Origin of the sequence: Streptomyces sp. MS06 (genome assembly GCF_047200655.1) — a bacterium.
GTDB lineage: Bacteria > Actinomycetota > Actinomycetes > Streptomycetales > Streptomycetaceae > Streptomyces.
Map to the genome: position 1 here is coordinate 1 of NZ_JBJZOJ010000068.1, position 20,769 is coordinate 20,769.

The window sequence follows — 20,769 nt, forward strand, 5'->3', positions numbered from 1 at the left end:
CGTCATGTCCGCATACGTTCTTCCCGCTGCGAGCCGCCTGAGCGACGGCGGCTCCCATGAAGGAGATCGGGGGTGCACTCGTGCGCATCGGGCTGCTGACGGAGGGTGGCTATCCGTATGTGGGCGGTGACGCCGGACTCTGGTGCGGCCGGCTCGTGCGCGGGCTCGGACAGCACGAGTTCGACGTTTACGCGCTCAGCCGGGGCGAGCACCAGGAGGACGAGGGCTGGGTGGCGCTGCCGCCGCAGGTCGTCCGGGCGCGGTCGGCGCCGCTGTGGACGGCGCAGGAGGACGGAGTCGTCCACGGTTGGCGCGCACGCCGGCGCTTCGCCGAGTGCTGGGGCGAACTGGCCGTCGCACTGTGCTCGGGCGGCGCCGAAGGAGTCGCGTCGGCCGGCTCCGGAGCCCCGGCCGACGCGCGCCCCGCGGGAACCCCTGCCGCGATGAACCCGCAGGCGCTCACCGCCGAGGCGGACCGTTTCAGCAGTGCGCTGTACGGACTCGCCGAACTCGCCCGGGACGAAGGCGGGCTGACCGGGGCGCTCCGTTCCGAGGGCGCGGTGCGCGCCCTGGAGCGCGCCTGCCGCGCGCCGGGTGCACCGCGTGCCGTACGCGAGGCGCGCGTGTCCGACCTCCTCGCCGTGGCCGCACACCTGGAACGCGCCCTGCGCCCTCTCTCGCTCGACTGGTACGAGGACGACGACCTCGGCTCGGTCGACCTCTGCCATGCGACGTCCGGAGGTGCCGCCGCCCTGCCCGGACTGCTGGCCGGCCACTTCTTCGGAGTGCCGCTCCTCGTGACCGAGTACGGCGTGCGGCTGCGGACCCACTACCTGGCGTCCGGTGCCGGCTCGGACGGCGAGGCCGCCCCGGCCGCCCGCACCCTGCTGGCCGCCTTCCACGGCAGGCTCGCCACCGAGACCTACCGCCGGGCCGCGTGCCTCACCCCCGGCAACGCCCACGCCCGCCGCTGGCAGGAGAGATGCGGAGCCGACCGGGCCAAGCTGCGGACCGTCTATCCGGGCATGGACGCCACCCGCTTCGCGGAGGTCGGCGAGTCGGCCGGCTGCGCCGACCCCGGGACGCTGGTCTGGGTCGGCCGGGTGGAGCCCGCCAAGGATCTGGTGTCGCTGCTGCACGCCTTCGCGGAGGTGCGCAGGGAGGAGCCCAAGACCCGCCTCCGGGTCGTCGGCCGGGCCGTCGGCCCCGAGGGGCAGGCCTACCTGGGCCACTGCCGGGCCCTGGCCGCGCAACTGTTCCCCGACGAGGCCGACGGGTTGCACGCCGTGGGCGACAACCCGGTCTCCTTCGAGGACGTGGGCGGCCCGGAACTGCCGACCCTCGCCGACGCCTACGCGTCCGGCGCCGTCACCGTGCTCTCCAGCGTGGTCGAGGGCTTCCCCCTCGGCCTCGTGGAGGCGATGTTCTGCGGGCGCGCGACCGTCTCCACCGACGTCGGGGCGGTCGTGGAGGTCATCGGCGGCACGGGGCTCGTCGTCCCGCCGCGGAACCCCCGGGCGCTCGCCGAGGCGTGCGTGGCGCTGCTGCGCGACCCCGCGCGCCGTGAACGCCTGGGAGCCGCCGCGCGCGCCCGCGCCCTGGAACTGTTCACCGTCGAGCAGAACATCGCGGCATTTCACGGCATTTACCTCGATCTCGTCTCACGCTGCCCGGTCAGCCGCGTCGTCCTCGACGACGCCGGCGACCCGCTGCCCTTCGGCACACCCGCCGAGGCCCACCTGACCGGCCGCTGGGCCGATACCGGGGACACATGGGCCGACATCGGGGGCGACGCCCGGGCGGGCGCCGGGGCGGCCGGCCGCCCCGCCCCGAGCTGGGCGGCCGGACCGCCGCCGGAGGCAGCGGCACCGGTCTCCGCGGGGGAGGGCGCGCGATGAACGGACCGGGAGAGGCGGACCGCCGGTCTGCGCCGAGCGGCGGGGCAGCGGTGGAAGCGGCTTCCGCTCCTCGGGGAAGGACCCCCGCCGCTGGAGTCGGGACCGCCCGAAGCGAAGCCGCCACCGGCCGGCACATCACCCGCCCCGAGGGCGGCACGGCCGCCGGCACCTCGGCGGACGAAGACGCGCCCCGCGGTGACGCAGCGCCCCGGGAGCCGTCCGGTCGCAGACCTCCCGCACCCCGGCGCGGTGGCGCGGACCCGGTGAAGACCCTGATGCACCGCCACCGCGAGCTGTGCGAACGGGCCGTCGACCCCCTGGAGATCGCGGCGGGCCTGGAGGCGCACGGTGTCACCGACCGAACCGCCGCACGCTTCCGGCACCGCGACGTCTTCTCGCTGGCCGAGGAGATGTACGCCCGGGTGCCGCGAAGCGCCGACACCCCCGCACCCTCGCCGTCCGGCCAGGCAGAAGCACCCGCCGGGCCGGGCCCGAGGGCCGACTGGGCGATGCTCGCCCTGCTGCCGGGGGTGCTGTGCGCGGCGACCGTGACCGGTCTGCACGTCACCGCGGGGCAGTCCCGCCTGTTCGCGGCCGTCGCCGGAGTACTCGCGGTGGCCGCGGGTGTCCGGGCCGCCCTGGCGCGCGGACCGCTCGCCGGCCCCCGCCGGACTCGCGGCGGCCCGCACCCGTCCGGTCGCGCCTGGACCTGGTGGCTGCTCGGCTACGCCGCCCTCGGCGACGGCATGCTGAGGGCCGCCCTGGGCGGCGGCCCCGACGCCCTGCCGGACGGAACCGCCGACGGGCCGTGGCCGCTCGCGGCCGCCCCCGTACTGGCCCTCACCCTGTCCTGCCTCCCGGCCGCCCTCAGCGCGCACCTGTTCGCCGCGGGCGCCCGCCGCAGACTCGCCGCCAGTCGCGGCCTCCAGGAGTTCGCCACCGCGGTGAGGCCGCTGCTGCCGGCCACCTGCGCCCTGTACCTGGCCTCCCTGGCGGGCCTCCTCGCCGGCTGCGCGGCACTTCTCGGCGAGAGCGCCGGGTACGCCCGGGGACTCACCCTCGGCGCCCTCCTCCTGCTCGCCCGGCAGCTGACCGTCCACGGCCGCACCCACGCCCCGGCCGTGGTGCTCGCCTCCGCAGCCACGGCCGAGGCGGCCGCGGTGGCCTCCGTCTTCGCCGCGCGCCTGCCGGGCTGCGCCGCCCTCGGCACCCCGGTCGAACAGCTCGCGGCCGCCTGGGGCGCCGGAGGCGTCCAGGCCCTGGTGTGCGGGACGGCTGCCCTCACCCTGCTCGTCCACGCGACCCGCACCCTCACCCGCGCCTCGGCGCACGCACCGGCGGACCGGTCGCGGTGACCCGCCGGGATCCGTCCCCCACCGGGCCGCACACCACCACACCCGAGAAGGAGAACACCAGATGATCACCTCCCGACCCGAGGACTCGGCCGCGGGAGCCGCCCGATGAGAGTCCTGCTGATCGGAGCCAACGGATACCTCGGCCGCTTCGTCGCCGACCGCCTGCTCGCCGACCCCGCGGTCCAGCTCACCGCGCTCGGCCGGGGCGACGACGCCGACGTTCGCTTCGACCTGGCGACCGGCAGCCCCGGCGCGCTCACCCGCTTTCTCGACGCGGTCCACCCCCAGGTCGTCGTCAACTGCGCGGGCGCCACCCGCGGCGGCGCCCGGGAGCTCACCCGGCACAACACCGTGGCCGTCGCCACCGTCTGCGAGGCCCTGCGCCGCAGTGGCTGCGGGGCCCGACTGGTGCAGCTCGGCTGCGGTGCCGAGTACGGTCCCAGCCAGCCCGGTTCCTCCACCGCCGAGGACGCCGTGCCGCGCCCCGGTGGCCCGTACGGCGTCAGCAAACTCGCCGCCACCGAGCTCGTCCTCGGCTCCGGTCTGGACGCCGTCGTGCTGCGGGTGTTCTCGCCCGCCGGCCCCGGAACCCCGGCCGGCTCCCCGCTCGGCCGCCTCGCCGAGGCGATGCGCCGGGCCATGCAGTCCGGCGACGGCGATCTCAAGCTCGGCGGCCTCGGCGCCCAGCGCGACTTCGTCGACGTCCGCGACGTCGCCCGCGCCGTGCACGCCGCCTCGCTCTCCGCCGCGCAGGGCGTCATCAACATCGGTTCCGGCCGTGCCGTCCGCCTGCGTGACGCCGCCGCGGTCCTCGCCCGGGTCGCCGGGTACGGCGGCGCCCTCCACGAACTCGACGGCCCGCCCGGCCAGCTCCGGGCGGCCATCGGCCACCCCCGGCACGATCCCGACCACGCCGCCCCGGCCGCGTACCCGTATCCGGACGGCTGCGGAAGCTGGCAGCAGGCCGACGTGCGCACCGCCCGCGACCGGCTCGGCTGGCGGCCCCGGATCAACCTCGAGGAGTCGCTCGCCGACATCTGGATGGAGGCGGCATGCCGTATCTGACCGGCACCCCGGCGGGCACCGCGAACACCGGCGTCCGTACCGGCGTCGGCGTCCCCGGCCTCGCCCACCCGCTGCTCGCCCCGGCCGAGTGGGGCGCCCTGACCCGGCCGGGGACCCCGCTGCACTGGGTCGTGCTCGATGTCGCCGACGGACCCGGTGTCCGTCCCGACCCGCACTGCCTGGAAGCGGCCGGCCGGGTCCGCAACGCCGGTGTCCGCCTCCTCGGGCGCCTCGACACCGGGCAGGGCGTCCGCCGCCACGGCGACCTGAGGGCCGAGGCGCAGCGCTACGTCGACTGGTACGGCGTCGACGGCTTCCTCCTGGACCGGTGCCCCGCCGACCGGGCCGCCCTCCCCGGAACGGCCCGCACCGTCACGGAGCTGCGCGGCCTGCGCGACGGCGTGCACATCGTCCTCGGGCACGGCACCCATCCGCATCCCGGCTACGCGGAGCAGGCCGACCAGTTGGTGACCTTCTGCGGCTCCTGGAACGACTACCGCTGGTCGCAGACCGCCGAGTGGACGGCGGACCACCCGCCCGAGCGCTTCTGCCACTTCGTGCACGGGGTGCCGCGACCGCGTCTGGAGGAGGCCCTGCGCCTCGCGCGCTGGCACGGAGCGGCCACCATCTACTTCACCGACCTCACGGACCGAGGCCGCCACCTCGACCCCTGGGAGGCGATGCCCGGTTTCTGGGACGACATCGTCTCGCGGATCGGAACGGGTGTCTCGGAATGAAAAAGCGCGTGGCAGTGTTACGACCAGAACAACCGTAGTGATCGACCGACCAACGGAGTCCCCGTGTCGTTGCCACCCCTGGTCGAGCCGGCTTCCGAGCTCACCGTAGACGAGGTCCGCAGGTACTCCCGCCACCTGATCATTCCCGATGTGGGGATGGACGGGCAGAAGCGGCTGAAGAACGCCAAGGTGCTGTGTGTCGGCGCCGGCGGCCTGGGCTCGCCGGCGCTGATGTACCTGGCCGCCGCGGGCGTGGGAACGCTGGGCATCGTGGAGTTCGACGAGGTCGACGAGTCGAACCTGCAGCGCCAGATCATCCACAGTCAGTCCGACATCGGCCGTTCCAAGGCCGAGTCCGCGCGCGACACCGTCAAGGGCATCAACCCGTACGTGGACGTGATCCTTCACGAGGAGCGGCTCGAGGCCGACAACGTGATGGACATCTTCGGCCAGTACGACCTGATCGTCGACGGTACGGACAACTTCGCGACCCGCTACCTGGTCAACGACGCCTGCGTACTGCTGAACAAGCCCTACGTGTGGGGGTCGATCTACCGCTTCGACGGTCAGGCGTCCGTCTTCTGGTCCGAGCACGGCCCCTGCTACCGCTGCCTCTACCCGGAGCCCCCGCCCCCCGGTATGGTCCCGTCCTGCGCCGAGGGAGGCGTCCTGGGCGTGCTGTGCGCGTCCATCGGCTCCATCCAGGTCAACGAGGCCATCAAGCTGCTCGCCGGCATCGGTGAGCCCCTGGTCGGCCGTCTGATGATCTACGACGCCCTGGAGATGCAGTACCGCCAGGTGAAGGTCCGCAAGGACCCGAACTGCGCGGTGTGCGGCGAGAACCCGACCGTGACCGAGCTCATCGACTACGAGGCCTTCTGCGGCGTCGTGTCCGAGGAGGCGCAGGCCGCGGCCGCCGACGCCACGATCACTCCCAAGCAGCTCAAGGAGTGGATCGACGACGGCGAGAACATCGAGATCATCGATGTGCGCGAGCCGAACGAGTACGAGATCGTCTCCATCCCGGGCGCCCGGCTGGTCCCGAAGAACGAGTTCCTCATGGGTACCGCCCTGGAGAGCCTGCCGCAGGACAAGAAGATCGTCTTGCATTGCAAGACGGGTGTCCGCAGTGCGGAAGTCCTCGCGGTTCTGAAGTCCGCGGGCTTCTCCGACGCGGTCCACGTCGGCGGTGGCGTGATCGGCTGGGTCAACCAGATCGAGCCGGACAAGCCCGTCTACTGAGCGAGCGTTCCGCCACCCGGCGGAGGAGTCGAGGCCCGCGGCGTCCCACCAGGCCGGACGCCGCGGGCCTCGTCCGTCCCCCGCGGCCCGTCCGCCTTGGGGGGCCGCCTCGCGCGGAACCCGTTGGTCGGGTGGGAAGCGCGGCCCGACCGGTCGGGCCGCCCCCGGCAGCGCCGGGGCCGCGGCTGCCCGCGGCCCCGCCGGGGTCAGGAGCAGACCTTGCCGTCCTTCGGCACCGTGCCGTTCAGCAGGTAGGCGTCCACCGTGGTGTCCACGCAGTCGCTGCCACTGCCGTACGCTCCATGGCCCTCGCCCTTCCAGGTGAGGACCACACCGACACCCTTGCCCAACTCGTCCGCCATCCGCCGGGCGCCCTCGTAGGGGGTGGCCGGGTCGCCGGTGTTGCCGACGACCAGGATCGGCGCCGAGCCGGGCGCGCTGACCTCCGGAGTGTCGAACTGGCCCGCCACCGGCCAGTCGTGGCACCAGCCCGCGGTGTCCCAGCCGAGGAAGGGTCCGAACACCGGTGACAGCTTCTCGAACGTCGGCAGCAGCTTCTTCGTCTCCTCGACCGTCGGCCGCTCCTTCTCGTCCAGGCACGATATGACCCGCTGGGAGTGCGTCATCGTGCCGTAGTGCCCCGAGGCGTCGCGGTCGTTGTAGCCGTCGGCGAGCTCCAGCAGTCCCGAGCCGTCGCCCTTCTCCGCGGACCGGAGTGCGGAGGTGAGGCGGGGCCAGCTGCTCTTGCTGTACAGCGGGAGCACGATGCCGGTGACGGCGAGGTTCTGCGTCAGCTTCCTTCCGGAGTAGGTCGGCAGCGGCGTGCCGTCGATCCGTTTCAGCAGGGCGGCGATCTTCGCGGTGCCCCGCTCGGGGTCCTGGCCGGTGGACTTGAGGTAGTCGTCCAGGGCGCGCTGGAAGCCGCGGGTCTGGTTCTCGGCCTGGCCGATCGTGTCCGCGGTCGGGTCGACGACCGCGTCGAGGATCATCCTGCCCACGTGGCCGGGGAACAGGTGGGCGTAGACGCCGCCGAGTTCGGTGCCGTAGGAGATGCCGAAGTAGTGCGTCCTGCGGTCGCCGAGGACCTGGCGCATCAGATCCATGTCGCGTGCCGTGTCGGTGGTCGAGACGTGGGCCATCAGGTCGCCCGCGGCCTTCCGGCAGCCCTTGCCGAAGTCGGCGGCGTCCTGCAGGAACGCCTTCTCCTCCGCGGGGGTGTCCGGGGTGACGTCGATCGACTCGGCGGCCTGGATGTCCTTGTCGCTGCGGCAGCGCACACCGCGGCTGGCGCCCACCCCGCGGGGGTCCCAGCTGACCAGGTCGTAGCGCCGGTGCAGGGACGAGACCGTGGAGGCGTAGGACGGCATGATGGACACGCCGGAGCCGCCGGGACCGCCGAAGTTGAACAGCAGCGAGCCGATGCGGTCGTCCCCGGTGGCCTTGCTCCGGATCATTGCGAGACCGAATGTCTTGCCGTCCGGTTTCGACCAGTCCAGCGGCACCTGCAGAGTGGCGCACCGCCAGTCGTCGCCCGGTGCCGGATGGTCGGCACCCGCCCGGCAGCGCTCCCAGTGGAGCTGCTGACCGGTCAGGGACCGCGGCAGCGCGGTGCCGGTGGCGGCCGAGCCGGTCGACGCCCGGCCCGCGCCCGGTGCGGCGGTGTCGCCGCCCTTGTCGCCGCCGGCCGGCGTGCTGCCGCCGCAGCCCGCCGTGAGCAGGGCGACGGCGACGCCGAGCGCCGCCTTTCGTACGAAGCCTGCCATGTGTTCCGCGTCCCCCCTCGTGGGCCGTCCGTGTCGGGCTGCGGACGGCGGTCAGGCCATGGTATGCGGATCTCCCGTCGGCTGACGCAGCCTGTGGATAACCCTCTGGCCTGCGGATTCGCCGCAGGTGGGCGGGGTTATATCCGCTTCGGGGCGGCGAGACGGCGCCAGGAACAGGGCGAGACGGTGCTAGGAGCAGACGGTCCCGGCGGCCGGCACCTTCCCGTTCAGCAGATAGCCGTTCACCGCATCCTGCACGCAGGCGTTCTTGCTGTCGTAGGCGCCGTGCCCCTGCCCCTTGTACGTCAGCTCCACCCCGACGCCCGCACCGAGGGCCTGCACCATGCGCCGGGCGCCCTCGTAGGGGGTGGCCGGGTCGCCGGTGTTGCCGACGACCAGGATCGGCGCCGAGCCGGGCGCGCTCACCACCGGGTGGTCGGCGGCGCCGGGGACGGCCCAGTCGGTGCAGCTGAGCAGGCTCCAGGCCAGGAAGTCGCCGAACACGGGCGACGCGGCCCGGAACTCCGGCAGTTTCCGCTGCACGTAGGCCGTGTCGTAGCGGGCCTTGTCGTCGACGCAGTTGATGGCGATGTTCGCGGGCACGATGTTGCTGTACTCGCCGTTCTGGTTGCGCCCGTTCATGGAGTCGGACAGGGCCATGAGGATCCTGCCGTCGCCGTCGTAGGCCTGCTGCAGGCCCTCGGTGAGGTACTCCCAGAAGTCCTTCGAGTACAGGGACTGGGCGATGCCGTTGGTCGCGTCGGTCTGGGTCAGCTGCCGCGGGAAGATGCCCGGGATCGGCTTCTCGTCCAGGTTGTGGAGGAGTTCGGCGATGCGGTCCTCCACGTTCTGCGGGCTGTCCCCGACAGGGCAGTCCTGCGCCTGGGAGGTGCAGTCCGCGGCGAAGTTGTCGAGCGCGCGCTGGAAGCCCTTCGCCTGACCCAGCGAGCCCTGCTCCGCCGTCTGCGTCGGGTCGACGACGGCGTCGAAGACAGCCCGCCCCACGTGGGTCGGGAACAGGTGGGCGTACACGCCGCCGAGCTCGGTGCCGTAGGAGATGCCGAAGTAGTACAGCTTGTCGTCGCCGAGGACCTGGCGCATCAGGTCCATGTCCCGCGCCGCGTCGGTGGTGCTCACCCGGGGCAGCATCCGCCCGGAGCGCTTCTCGCAGGCGTTGTTGAACTCCTTGGTGCTGGAGACCAGTTCACTGCGCTCGGCGGCGTTGTCCGGGGTCGCGTCCTGCTGGAAGTACTCGTCGAGCCGCTCGTTGCTCTCGCAGGTCACGGGGGCGCTGCGGCCCACCCCGCGCGGATCGAAGCTCACCAGGTCGTAGCGGGTGCGCAGCTTCGCGTAGTCCTCGCCGAAGGCGGGCAGGGTGGTCACGCCGGAGCCGCCCGGCCCTCCGAAGTTGAAGACCAGCGACCCGATGCGGCTGCTCTCGGCACCGCTGGTTTTGGCCCGGACCAGCGCGATCCCGATGGTGTCGCCCTCCGGTTTCGACCAGTCCAGCGGAGCCTTCATGGTGGCGCACTGCCAGGTGTCCCCGTCCGGCAGCGGGGAGGGCGCGCTGCCGCCGCCCTGCGCCTCGGACGGGGCGGGGCACTCCTTCCAGCTCAGCTGCTGTGACGTCAGGTCCTTTGCGTCCTCGGAGCCGCCGCCGCAGCCCGCCAGGAGCGACGACAGCAGTACGGCGGTGGCGGTCAGGGCAGCGGCGCGCGGCCGGAAGGGGTTGGGCATGCCCCCATCGTGCGACGGAACCCGCCGGGGTGCGCGGGGCGCGCTCCGTACGGGCGTACCGGGGCTGCCCCACAGTCCGCGCTCCCGGGTCCGGAGCGGCCCGCGGACAGCCCTCAGAGGGCGCCCTTGCGGGTGAGGTGGTTGAAGGCCAGCCAACCCGGCAGCACCGGCAGCCACAGCGTCAGCAGCCGGTACAGCAGCACGGCCGGTGCGGCGACCTCCTTGGGCAGTCCCACGGCGATCAGCCCGACCGTCAGGGTCGCCTCCACCGCGCCCACGCCGCCGGGCGTCGGCGCGGCCGAGCCGAGCGCGTTGCCGGCGAGGAAGACGACGGCGACGCTGGCGATGCTCAGCGTGGTCGACTCGCTGCCGAAGGCTCGGATGGAGGCGTCCAGGCACATCACGAAGCAGGCCGTCAGCAGCAGCATGCCGCCGATGCCGGTGACCAGTTTCTGCGGCCGCTGCAGTACGTCGAGCATGCGCGGCACGACACCCGCGAACAGCGACCTCACCCGCGTGACGACGAACTTCCGCAGGAACGGCACCGAGGTGACGACCAGGACCAGCACCGCCGCCGTCAGCAGGCCGGCGATGACCGTGCGGGACGGCGACAGCGACGGTGTCTTCTCGGTTCCGGTGAGGTAGCCGAAGGACAGCAGCATCAGGATGTGCGCGCCGAGTCCGAACAGCTGGGAGGCGCCGACGCTGGCCACCGCGAGGCCGGGGCGGACACCGGCGCGCTGCAGGAACCGCGTGTTGAGCGCGACCCCGCCCACCGCGGCGGGCGCCACGATCTTCACGAAGGAACCGGCGACCTGCGCTGCCACCGTCCGCAGGAAGGGCACCCGTTCCGGTACGAAGCCCAGCAGCGCCATCGCGGCGGCCAGGTAGCTGAACGCCGAGAACAGCACGGCCGCCGCCACCCAGCCCCACTGGGCGCCCGCCACCAGCGGACCGAACTCGATGTGCGTGAGCTGGGTGAGCAGGAAGTACGCGCCGATGGCGCCCGCGATGAAGCTGATCAGGGTGCGGGGCCGCACCCGTTCCAGACGGGCCGGTTCGACCGGTGCCTGCGGCCTGATCCGCAGCACCTCGTGCCGGATCTGGGTCAGCAGGTCCTCCTCGCGTGCCCCTTCCACGGCCTCGCCGATGGCGCGCTTCTCGGCCCTCGTCTCGGCGCGCGCGGCCTTCTTGCCGGCCTTCTGCGCCGCGGCCGCCACGTCGCCGCCCGCGGCCTCCGCCCGGGCCGCCCGGGCCTGCCGGGACGACTCGAGGACCGCGTCGCGTTCCCGCTGGGCGCGCTCCCGGCCCAGCCTGCGCAGGGTCGCCCGGGTGGAGCGGGTGAGCGCGATGGGCTGGAGCATGGGCAGGCAGTCCGCCACGGTGTCGGGGCCGAGGACACCGACGGCGGAGGCCACCGCCCGCTCGGCGCCCGCCCTGAGTCCGAGCGTGGTCAGCAGTTGTGCGACGTCCATGCGGAGCAGCAGGTCCCCGGCCGCGATCTCGCCGCCGCGCAGGTCGGTGAGCACCACGTTGCCGGAACGATCCACCAGGATCGCGTCCCCGGCCAGCCTGCGGTGGGCGATGCGTCGGGACTGCAGGGCCTGCACCTGTTGCCAGGCGTTGCGCAGCAGCTCGTCGGTGATCTCCTCGTCCGCCAGCGAGTCCAGGGTGCGCCCGCCGGTGTGCTCGTACACCAGTATGACGGCGTCGGGGCCGAGCTCGGAGGTGGCGATCAGCTTCGGGGCGTTCGCGCCGGCCGCGATGGCCGCGTAGGCGAGCAGCGCCTCCTGCTCCAGTGCCTGCCGCAGCGACTGGAGGCTGCTGCGGGTGGCGAAACCGCGCAGCGTCAGGTTGCGCCAGGCGCGGTAGAAGAAGCCCTGCGCCTGCTGCTCGCGGTCGACGACCGTCACGTCCAGCGGCGGTCCGTCCTCCAGGGTGACGAAGTACCGGCGGCCGCGGTCGCCGTTCTCGGCGTGCTCCGCGCCCTCCCCGGTGTCCGCGCGGGCCGCCGAGACCGGGTGGAAGCCGACCGTGCGCAGGCCCGCCATCAGCGTCCGCCCGGTGGGCCGGATGTTGGGCGAGCCGACCGCGTACAGGGTGCCGTAGGCCACGGTCCAGCCGATCAGCACCGTGAGGACGATGGAGAAGGCGGTCGTGTACCCGGTGACCAGCATCGAGAAGGCGTCGAGGAGGAGCACGATCCACAGCACCGCGCGCCAGCGCGGTCTGCGGGACATCCCGACCGCCGTCATGTAGGCGATCACGGGGGCGAGGTAGCCGTGCACCGGGTCGGTGAGCGCGTGCACGTCGCCGGGGGAGGGCTGGGTGAGCGCTTCCTGGATGGAGCCCGGCGCCGCCTTGGCGACCCACAGGTCCGTGGCGAGCGTCACACCGTGGGCGAGGACCGCGGCGAGTACACCGTCGGCGATGCGCAGCCCGTCCCTTTTGATCAGACGTTCGATCGCGAAGGCGACCGGCACCAGCAGGATGGCGATGCTGGACGCCAGACCCGCGATCTTGATCAGCAGGTCGGGTGCCTGGCCGGTGCCCTTGTTGATGTCCTGCTCGAGCCCCGAGGTGGTGCCGTGCGCGAACGCCGAGATCCCCAGCAGCACCGCGATGGCGAGGATCCCGACCAGCAGCCGCATCAGGTCGGAGGGGCGGTGCACGCGCGCCGGGAGCAGCGGCTCGTCGCCGTCGACCTCGTCGATGTGGGTCACCTCGGGCCCGTCGCCGGAGCCGTTCGTGCCATCGTCCGGCGCGTCGTCGGCCCGCCCGTCGGTGTCCGGGCGCGACGCGGCGTCAGAGGTGCCCTCCGCGTTCCCGGGGTGCACGCCCTGCTGCTTCATCGTCTCTTCTTGATCTCGTATCACCGGTCACCGCCCGCACGATGGTGGCATGCCGCACCGACACACGGGGGCATCAGGGTGCAAATGCGGGGGCGCACAGTCTGCCGGAAGGGCCACCCGGGGGCGAGCGTCACGCACCGTGGCGGGCCGTTCGGGGTGTCGGAGGGGTGGGGCAGGATGGTGCGAATGAGCGAGCAGAACCACCCGGACGGACCGCCCCCACGCGGTGAGGACGCGCTGCCCGAGTACGCCGAGCGGGTCCTGGAAGTCGCCGAGACGGTACCGCCCGGGCGTGTCATGACCTACGGGGACGTGGCGGAGTGGCTGGAGGAGGGAGGGCCGCGCCAGGTCGGCCGGGTGATGGCGCTCTACGGCGGGGCGGTGCCGTGGTGGCGGGTGGTCCGCGCCGACGGTGTCCTGCTCCCCGGGCACGAACTGCGGGCGCTCGCGCACTACCGCGAGGAGGGCACGCCCCTGAAGGAGGCGGGCAGGGCCGCAGAGGGCCACCTGCCCCGCATCGACATGCGGCGGGCGCGGTGGGACGGCATCGGGCACGCGCAGGGTCACACCTGACAGCTTCCGCCATCGCCCGGATCCCGGTGTGACCTGTGACCCGTACGGGTGAAGGAGGGCACGTCCGTGGCATGACGTACGTTCGTGAGGCGAGGGGCGTACGTGCCGCGAGTGCCTGGAGGGAAGATGCGGAAGTTCTGCCTCCGCTCCGCTTCCCGGCGTAGCGTCGCCACCCGCCCCCCTCACCACGCGGTCACCGCCCCTCCGGCGCGACGGCCGCCCCATCAGTACACCCACCAGGACCGGCCAACCACGTGAGCTCCTCATCCTCCACCAGGCGCCTTCCGCCTCCCCGGGTGCGGGAGGGGGGCCGCGGCGCCTACCGGCTGGTCCGCACCCCGCCGGAAAGAGTCGGCCCCCCTCCTCTGGACGCCGCCCAGCGCGCCGTGGTTGACCACGCGGCCGGCCCGCTGCTCGTCCTCGCGGGACCCGGTACCGGCAAGACCACCACCCTGGTCGAGTCCGTGGCGGCCCGGATCGCCCGCGGCCAGGACCCCGCCCGGATCCTGGTGCTGACCTTCAGCCGCAAGGCCGCCGTCGCCCTGCGCGACCGCATGGCCCTGCGCATCGGCGCCGCCCGCGCACCCCGCGCCACCACCTTCCACTCCTTCTGCTACGCCCTGGTCCGCGCCCACCAGGACAGCGACCTGTTCGTGGAACCGCTGCGGCTGCTCTCCGGCCCCGAGCAGGACGTCGCCGTCCGCGAACTCCTCACCGGCCAGAGCGACCTGCAACGGCTCGGCCTCGCCCACGTGCGCTGGCCGGACGAACTGCGCGCCTGCCTGACCACCCGCGGATTCGCCGACGAGGTCCGCGCCGTGCTGGCCCGCAGCCGCGAACTCGGCCTCGGCCCGGACGCCCTGGACGCCTTCGCCCGCCGCATCGGCCGGCCCGACTGGCGCGCCGCGGCCGCCTTCCTCGCCGAATACCTGGACGTCCTCGACCTGCAGGGCGTGCTCGACTACGCCGAGCTGGTCCACCGCGCGGTGCTCCTCGCCCGCCGCCCCGAGACGGCCCGGCTCCTCGGCGGCCAGTACGACGCGGTCTACGTCGACGAGTACCAGGACACCGACCCCGCCCAGGTCCGGCTGCTGCACGCACTCGCCGGCGGCGGGCGCACCCTCGTCGCCTTCGGCGACCCCGACCAGTCGATCTACACCTTCCGCGGTGCCGACGTGAACGGCATCCTCGACTTCCCGCACGACTTCCCCCGCACCGACGGCCGCCCCGCCCCCGTCGCCGTGCTCGGCGCCTCCCGCCGCTCCGCGGCCGCCCCGCTCGCCGCCACCCGGCTGCTCACCCGACGGATGCCGCTGACCCGCCTTCCCGCCGACAAGGTCCGCGCCCACCGCGACCTCGCCCCCGTGCGCGACGGCGGCAGCGTCGAGGTGTACACCTACCCGACCCCCGGCACGGAACTGGACAACATCGCCGACCTGCTGCGCCGCGCCCACCTGGAGGACGGCGTCCCCTGGCGCGAGATGGCCGTCCTGGTGCGCGCCGGATCCCGCACCATCCCCGCGGTCCGCCGTTCCCTGACCGCCGCCGGGGTCCCCCTGGACATCGACGGCGACGACCTGGCGCTCCGCCACGAACCCGCGGTCGCACCGCTGCTGGCGGCGCTGCGCGCGGTGGCGGCGGCCGCGGCGGACGGTGCTGCCGATGCCGGGGCTCCGACGGACGCCGGCACCACGGTGGACGCCGGCACCGCGGTGGACGCCGGCACCGAGGCGGACCCCGGCACCGCGGTGGATGACGGCACCGAGGCGGACCCCGGCACCGCGGTGGATGACGGCACCGAGGCGGACCCGGACCGCTGCTGGCTGGACACCGCGAGCGCGCTCACCCTGCTCGCCTCACCCCTCGCCGGCATGGACGCCGCCGACCTGCGCCGCCTCGGCCGCGCGCTGCGCGAGGAGGAACGGGCCGCGGGCAACCCGCTGCCGCCACCGTCCGACGACCTCCTGGCGCGGGCGCTCGCCGAGCCGGAACGGCTGGCCGTGCACGACCCGGCGTACGCGCGCGGCGCCCAGCGCCTCGGCGCGCTGCTGCGCACCGCCCGAGAACGCCTCGCCGCCGGCGGCACCGCGGAGGAGGCGCTGTGGGACCTGTGGCAGGGCACGCCGTGGCCCGCCCGGCTGGAGCGGGCCGCCCGGCGCGGCGGCGCCGCAGGCCGCAACGCCGACCGCGACCTGGACGCCGTGTGCGCGCTGTTCGCGACCGCCGCACGTGCGGAGGAGCGCACCGGCGGCCGCGGCGCGCTGAACTTCCTGGAACAGGTCGAGGCCGAGGACATCGCCGCCGACACGCTCACCGGGCGCGCCGTGCGCCCCGAAGCCGTCCGCCTGATGACCGCGCACCGCGCCAAGGGCCTGCAGTGGCACCTCGTGGTCGTCGCAGGCGTCCAGGAAGGCCTCTGGCCCGACCTCCGCCGCCGCGGCTCCCTGCTGGAGGCCGACCGCATCGGCCGCGACGGCCTCGCCCAGCCCCTCACGCCCGGAGCCCTGCTCGCGGAGGAGCGTCGCCTGTTCTACGTGGCCGCCACCCGGGCCCGGGAACGCCTCGTCGTCACCGCCGTGAAAGCCCCCGCCGACGACGGCGACCAGCCCTCCCGCTTCCTCACCGAACTGGGCGTCGCCCCCCGGGACGTCACCGGCCGCCCGCGCCGCCCCCTCGCGGTCGCCGCGCTCGTAGCCGAACTGCGCGCCACGACGGTCGACCCGCGCGCCTCCGACGCCCTGCGCGAGGCCGCCGCCCACCGGCTGGCACGTCTCGCCGCGCTCCGCGACGAGGACGGACGCCCTCTGGTGCCGGCCGCCCACCCCCACCGCTGGTGGGGCATGTGGGACCCGACCGAGAGCAGGGTGCCGCTGCGCGACCGGGACCGGCCCGTCGTGCTGTCCGGCAGCGCCCTCGGCCAGCTCGCCGACACCTGCGCCCTGCAGTGGTTCCTGGGCCGCGAGGTCAGGGCCGACGCCCCCGCGACCGCCGCCCAGGGCTTCGGCAACGTCGTCCACGCCCTCGCCGACGAGGTCGCCTCCGGCCACACCCCTGCCGACCTCGCCGTCCTCATGGAACGCCTGGACTCCGTGTGGAACGCCCTCGCCTTCGACGCGCCGTGGAAGTCCCAGCAGGAGAAGGAGAACGCGCGCCTGGCCCTCGAACGCTTCCTGACCTGGCACGTCGGCACCGGCGACACCCCGGCCGAGCGCACGCCCGTCGCCAGCGAACACGACTTCGACGTCACCCTCCCCGCCGGCGAGTACCAGGTCCGCATCCGCGGCCAGATGGACCGCGTCGACGCCGACCGGGAGGGACGCGCCTACGTCGTCGACTTCAAGACCGGCAGACAGGCGCCCAGCGCCGCCGAGGTGGCCCGCCACCCGCAGCTCGCCGTCTACCAGCTCGCGGTGCGCGAGGGCGCCGTCGACGAGGCCTTCGACGGCGCCCGACCCGCGGCCGGCGGGGCGGAACTGGTCCACCTGCGCCAGGGCGCCGCGAAGCGGGACGGCGGCGACAGCCTGCCGAAGGTGCAGGCGCAGCAGCCCCCCGACGGCGAGTGGGTCGGCGAACTGCTCGCCACGGCCGCCGGCAAGGTACTCGACGAGCGCTTCACACCGACCACCGGGCAGCACTGCACGCACTGCGCCTTCCGCGCCTCGTGCAGTGCCCGACCCGAAGGGCGCCACATCGTCGAGTGAACCGAGTGACCTATCGCACCCACCGAGCCGACCAGCCCGTATTCCCGACCGCCCGGCCATGACGGCACCCGCTGTCAGTGACCGCCGCTAGCCTCATGCAGATGTCCGCCCGCATCACCGACCCCGAGCAGCTCAAGGAGCTCCTCGGCATCCCGTTCACCCCGGAGCAGACGGCCTGCATCACCGCGCCGCCCGCCCCGCAGGTCATCGTGGCCGGAGCCGGCTCCGGCAAGACGACGGTGATGGCGGCCCGCGTGGTCTGGCTGGTCGGCACCGGTCAGGTCGCACCCGAACAGGTCCTCGGCCTGACCTTCACCAACAAGGCCGCGGGCGAGCTCGGCGAACGCGTGCGCACGGCACTCGTCAGGGCGGGAGTCACCGACCCCGAGGCCGCCGACCCGGACAACCCCCCGGGCGAGCCGGTGATCTCCACCTACCACTCCTTCGCCGGCCGCCTGCTGACCGACCACGGCCTGCGCATCGGCCTCGAACCGTCCGCCCGTCTGCTCGCCGACGCCAGCCGCTACCAGCTCGCCGCGCGCGTGCTGCGCGAGGCGCCGGGACCGTACCCGGCCCTCACCCGGTCCTTCCCCGACCTGGTCGGGGACCTGCTCGCGCTCGACGCCGAACTGTCCGAGCACCTCCTGCAGCCCGAGGCACTGCGCGCGTACGACGCCCGGCTGCTGCTCACCCTGCGGGGCGCCGGACTCAGCAACGCCGATCTGCGCAAGGTCCCCGAGGTCGCCGCCGCCCGCCGCGACCTCGCCGCACTCGTCCTGCGCTACCGGGCCGCGAAACGCGAGCGCGACCTGCTCGACTTCGGCGACCGGATCGCCCTGGCCGCCCGGCTGGCCCGGCTTCCCGAGGTCGGCCGCGTTCTGCGGGACGAGTTCCGCGTGGTGCTGCTCGACGAGTACCAGGACACGTCGGTCGCCCAGCGCGTCCTCCTCGCCGGGCTGTTCGGCGGGGGCACCGGCCACCCCGTCACCGCCGTCGGCGACCCCTGCCAGGCCATCTACGGATGGCGCGGCGCCTCCGTCGCCAACCTCGACGACTTCCCCGAGCACTTCCCCCGCGCCGACGGCCGCCCCGCCGCCCGCCAGGCCCTGAGCGAGAACCGCCGCAGCGGCGGCCGCCTCCTCGACCTCGCCAACGGCCTCGCCGCACCCCTGCGCGCCCTGCACGCGGGCGTGGAAGCCCTCCGCCCCGCCCCGGGCGCGGAACGCGACGGCACCGTCCGCTGCGCCCTGCTGCCCACCCACGCCGAGGAGATCGGCTGGCTCGCCGACTCCGTCGCCCACCTCGTCGGCACCGGCACGGCACCCGGAGAGATCGCCGTCCTGTGCCGGACGGCGACCGACTTCGCGGAGATCCAGGGCGCACTGGTCGCCCGGGACGTTCCCGTCGAGGTGGTCGGCCTGTCCGGACTGCTGCACCTGCCCGAGGTCGCCGACCTGGTCTCCGTCTGCGAGGTGCTCCAGGACCCCGGCGCGAACGCCTCCCTCGTCCGCCTGCTCACCGGCCCGCGCTGGCGCATCGGCCCCCGCGACCTCGCCCTGCTCGGCCGGCGCGCCCGCCGACTCGTGGGACACGCGCGTGCGGACTCCGACGGCGACCCGGACCGCAGGCTGGCCGAGGCCGTCGAGGGAGTGGACCCGGCCGAGGTGATATCGCTCGCCGACGCCCTCGACACCTTCCTGGAGACGCCGCTGCACGGTTCCGCCGGCAGCGGGGACGACGACGCGCTGCCCTTCTCGCCGGACGCGCGGGTGCGCTTCGCCCGCCTGGCCGCCGAGCTGCGCGAACTGCGCCGCTCCCTGGCCGACCCGCTGATGGACGTCCTGCACCGCGTCCTCGCCGTCACCGGCCTGGAGGTCGAGCTGTCGGCCTCTCCGCACGCCCTGGCCGCCCGCCGCCGCGAGACCCTGTCCAACTTCCTCGACGTCGCCGCGTCCTTCGCCGCGAGCGACGCCGAGGCGACCCTGCTGGCCTTCCTGGCCTTCCTGCGCACCGCCGTCCAGTACGAGAAAGGCCTCGACAACGCCCTGCCCGGCGGCGAGAACACCGTCAAGGTGCTCACCGCGCACAAGGCCAAGGGGCTGGAGTGGGACGTCGTCGCGGTCCTCGGACTGGTCGACGGCAACTTCCCCGGCGGCCGGGGCCGGGAGAAGTGGACCGCGCAGGCCAGGGTGGTGCCGCACGGGCTGCGCGGCGACACCGACACCCTGCCCGACGTGGAGGAGTGGGACGCGCGCGGGCTCAGGGCCTTCCACGAGGCGATGAAGGAGCACCAGCGCACCGAGGAACTCCGGCTCGGCTACGTCACCTTCACCCGGCCCCGCTCCCTGCTCCTCGGCTCCGGGCACTGGTGGGGGCCCACGCAGAAGAAGCCGCGCGGCCCGTCCGACTTCCTGCACGCCCTGCACGACCACTGCGCGGCCGGGCACGGCGAGGTCGAGGTGTGGGCGGACGAGCCCGAGGACGGCGAGGAGAACCCCTCCCTGCACCGGGCCGCCGCGGACCTGCCCTGGCCGCTGCCCCTGGACGACGCGGCCCTCGCCCGCCGCCGCGCCGCCGCCGGGACGGTGCTCGCCCACCTGGACTCGTACACCTCGCACGGGGGCACCCACCACCCCGGCACCGGGCCCGCGCCGGACGTCTACGACGAGCCGGAGTGGCCTCCGCCCCCGGAGGAGGACGAGCCGCCCCACGCCGAACCGCCCGCCGGGACGGATCCCTTCGAGGCGGATCCGTTCGATGCGGACCCCTTCGAGGGCGTTCCCTTCGAGGGGGGCTCCGGGGAAGCGGAACCCTTCGAGGGGGGTCCGTTCGCGGACGCCTCCTCCGCTGCGGACCCCGCCGGAGCGGGCGGCGCCACCGGTTCCGCGCCCCGTCCGACGGTCCCGCACCAGGCGTCCGGACCGGAGCCGCACACCGGTCACCGGCCGCCGACCGGCGAAGCCCTCCCGCCCCCCGAGGCACCCCTGCCGCCGAAGGCGCCCCCTGCCTCCGAGCAGCCCCCCGGCCAGGGGCAGACCCTCACCCCCGAGGGCTCCCGCACCTCCCGCAGGACATCCGGGCCCGAGGAGATCCTCACCCCCGAGGAAACGCGCACCATCGCTTCCTGGGACCGCGATCTGGAGGCCCTCACCGGGGAGCTGCGGCGGGCCCGGAGGGCCGTCACTGAGGTCCCCCTGCCCGCCTCGCTCACCGCCTCGCAGCTGCTGCGCCTGGCAGCCGACCCGGACGGTCTGGCACAGGAACTCGCCCGCCCCATGCCGAGCCCGCCGCAACCGGCCGCACGCCGCGGCACCCGTTTCCACGCCTGGGTCGAAGCGCGCTTCGAAGCGCTCACCCTGCCCATGCTGGATCCGGACGAACTGCCCGGCACCGATGCCGAGATCGCCGACGAGGACGACCTGGAGGCCCTGAAGGAGGCCTTCGAACGCACCGAGTACGCCCGCCGCACCCCGTACCGCGTCGAGGCGCCCTTCCAGATCGAGATCGCCGGCCGCCTGATCCGGGGACGGATCGACGCCGTCTACCGGAACGGCGACGACGAGACGGCGACGTACGAGATCGTCGACTGGAAGACCCACCGCGCGCCGACCGCGGACCCCCTTCAGCTGGCCCTGTACCGGCTGGCCTGGGCGGAGCAGCACGGTCTGCCCCCGGAAGCGGTCACCGCCTCCTTCCTCTACGTGCGGACCGGTGAGATGGTGCGCCCCGAAGACCTGCCGGGCCGAGCCGCGCTGGAGCGGCTGCTGACCGCGGAACCACCGGCTGCGGAAGCATTGTGTGACGAACCGCCCACCGAGGATGTCACCGAGGGCCGATAGGCTCGTG

General features: G+C 74.1%; 11 protein-coding genes. 8 read left to right on the forward strand and 3 right to left on the reverse strand.

The genetic code is table 11. From position 1 onward, the window contains the following. Window positions 1–56: 56 nt before the first annotated feature. The 5 genes from ACL02U_RS27910 to moeZ all read left to right on the forward strand — a co-directional run bounded on the left by ACL02U_RS27910 (window position 57) and on the right by moeZ (window position 6,297). Window positions 57–1,898 (forward strand): DUF3492 domain-containing protein, encoded by a 1,842-nt coding sequence (locus ACL02U_RS27910; RefSeq protein WP_412793739.1) that lies wholly within the window; start codon window positions 57–59, stop codon window positions 1,896–1,898. Continuing rightward, window positions 1,895–3,253 (forward strand): hypothetical protein, encoded by a 1,359-nt coding sequence (locus ACL02U_RS27915; protein WP_412793740.1) that lies wholly within the window; start codon window positions 1,895–1,897, stop codon window positions 3,251–3,253. Before ACL02U_RS27910 ends, ACL02U_RS27915 begins: the two co-directional genes overlap by 4 nt. A gap of 105 nt (window positions 3,254–3,358) precedes the next feature. Further along, a complete protein-coding gene (locus ACL02U_RS27920) occupies window positions 3,359–4,318 on the forward strand; it encodes an NAD-dependent epimerase/dehydratase family protein (protein ID WP_412793741.1) in 960 nt (319 codons plus the stop codon). Further along, window positions 4,306–5,055 carry a spherulation-specific family 4 protein gene (locus tag ACL02U_RS27925; RefSeq protein ID WP_412793742.1) on the forward strand — a complete coding sequence of 250 codons (750 nt, stop codon included), beginning with the start codon at window positions 4,306–4,308 and terminating at the stop codon, window positions 5,053–5,055. Before ACL02U_RS27920 ends, ACL02U_RS27925 begins: the two co-directional genes overlap by 13 nt. A 63-nt stretch (window positions 5,056–5,118) precedes the next feature. Further along, window positions 5,119–6,297: an adenylyltransferase/sulfurtransferase MoeZ gene (moeZ, locus tag ACL02U_RS27930; protein WP_412793743.1), complete on the forward strand. Its 1,179-nt coding sequence runs from the start codon at window positions 5,119–5,121 to the stop codon at window positions 6,295–6,297. A 206-nt stretch (window positions 6,298–6,503) separates the two neighbouring features. Here the strand turns inward: moeZ and ACL02U_RS27935 are convergent, their stop codons facing one another. The 3 genes from ACL02U_RS27935 to ACL02U_RS27945 all read right to left on the reverse strand — a co-directional run bounded on the left by ACL02U_RS27935 (window position 6,504) and on the right by ACL02U_RS27945 (window position 12,649). After that, window positions 6,504–8,060, reverse strand: coding sequence for an alpha/beta hydrolase (locus ACL02U_RS27935; RefSeq protein WP_412793744.1), 1,557 nt, complete (start codon window positions 8,058–8,060; stop codon window positions 6,504–6,506). Between the two features lie 189 nt (window positions 8,061–8,249). Further along, complete coding sequence (locus ACL02U_RS27940; RefSeq protein ID WP_412793745.1) at window positions 8,250–9,797, reverse strand: alpha/beta hydrolase; 1,548 nt, start codon at window positions 9,795–9,797, stop codon at window positions 8,250–8,252. 113 nt (window positions 9,798–9,910) lie between these two features. Continuing rightward, window positions 9,911–12,649: a lysylphosphatidylglycerol synthase domain-containing protein gene (locus tag ACL02U_RS27945; protein WP_412793746.1), complete on the reverse strand. Its 2,739-nt coding sequence runs from the start codon at window positions 12,647–12,649 to the stop codon at window positions 9,911–9,913. Between the two features lie 186 nt (window positions 12,650–12,835). Between ACL02U_RS27945 and ACL02U_RS27950 the strand changes: the two genes are divergently transcribed. The 3 genes from ACL02U_RS27950 to ACL02U_RS27960 all read left to right on the forward strand — a co-directional run bounded on the left by ACL02U_RS27950 (window position 12,836) and on the right by ACL02U_RS27960 (window position 20,762). Then, entirely contained in the window at window positions 12,836–13,222 is a 387-nt protein-coding gene (locus tag ACL02U_RS27950) for an MGMT family protein (protein ID WP_412793747.1), read from the forward strand. A 254-nt stretch (window positions 13,223–13,476) separates the two neighbouring features. Further along, window positions 13,477–16,923 carry an ATP-dependent helicase gene (locus tag ACL02U_RS27955; RefSeq protein WP_412793748.1) on the forward strand — a complete coding sequence of 1,149 codons (3,447 nt, stop codon included), beginning with the start codon at window positions 13,477–13,479 and terminating at the stop codon, window positions 16,921–16,923. A 101-nt stretch (window positions 16,924–17,024) separates the two neighbouring features. Next, the gene (locus ACL02U_RS27960) at window positions 17,025–20,762 is read left to right on the forward strand and encodes an ATP-dependent helicase (protein ID WP_412793749.1); all 3,738 of its coding nucleotides are present in this window, start codon (window positions 17,025–17,027) and stop codon (window positions 20,760–20,762) included. The last annotated feature ends 7 nt before the right edge of the window (window positions 20,763–20,769 follow it).

Excerpts from the sequence above, each read along its gene's own strand:
- ACL02U_RS27945 (WP_412793746.1), bottom strand. The coding sequence starts at position 12,649 with ATGAAGCAGCAGGGCGTGCACCCCGGGAACGCGGAGGGCACCTCTGAC.
- ACL02U_RS27925 (WP_412793742.1), top strand. The coding sequence starts at position 4,306 with ATGCCGTATCTGACCGGCACCCCGGCGGGCACCGCGAACACCGGCGTC.
- ACL02U_RS27910 (WP_412793739.1), top strand. The coding sequence starts at position 57 with ATGAAGGAGATCGGGGGTGCACTCGTGCGCATCGGGCTGCTGACGGAG.
- ACL02U_RS27940 (WP_412793745.1), bottom strand. The coding sequence starts at position 9,797 with ATGCCCAACCCCTTCCGGCCGCGCGCCGCTGCCCTGACCGCCACCGCC.
- ACL02U_RS27915 (WP_412793740.1), top strand. The coding sequence starts at position 1,895 with ATGAACGGACCGGGAGAGGCGGACCGCCGGTCTGCGCCGAGCGGCGGG.
- ACL02U_RS27920 (WP_412793741.1), top strand. The coding sequence starts at position 3,359 with ATGAGAGTCCTGCTGATCGGAGCCAACGGATACCTCGGCCGCTTCGTC.
- ACL02U_RS27960 (WP_412793749.1), top strand. The coding sequence starts at position 17,025 with ATGTCCGCCCGCATCACCGACCCCGAGCAGCTCAAGGAGCTCCTCGGC.
- ACL02U_RS27935 (WP_412793744.1), bottom strand. The coding sequence starts at position 8,060 with ATGGCAGGCTTCGTACGAAAGGCGGCGCTCGGCGTCGCCGTCGCCCTG.
- ACL02U_RS27950 (WP_412793747.1), top strand. The coding sequence starts at position 12,836 with ATGAGCGAGCAGAACCACCCGGACGGACCGCCCCCACGCGGTGAGGAC.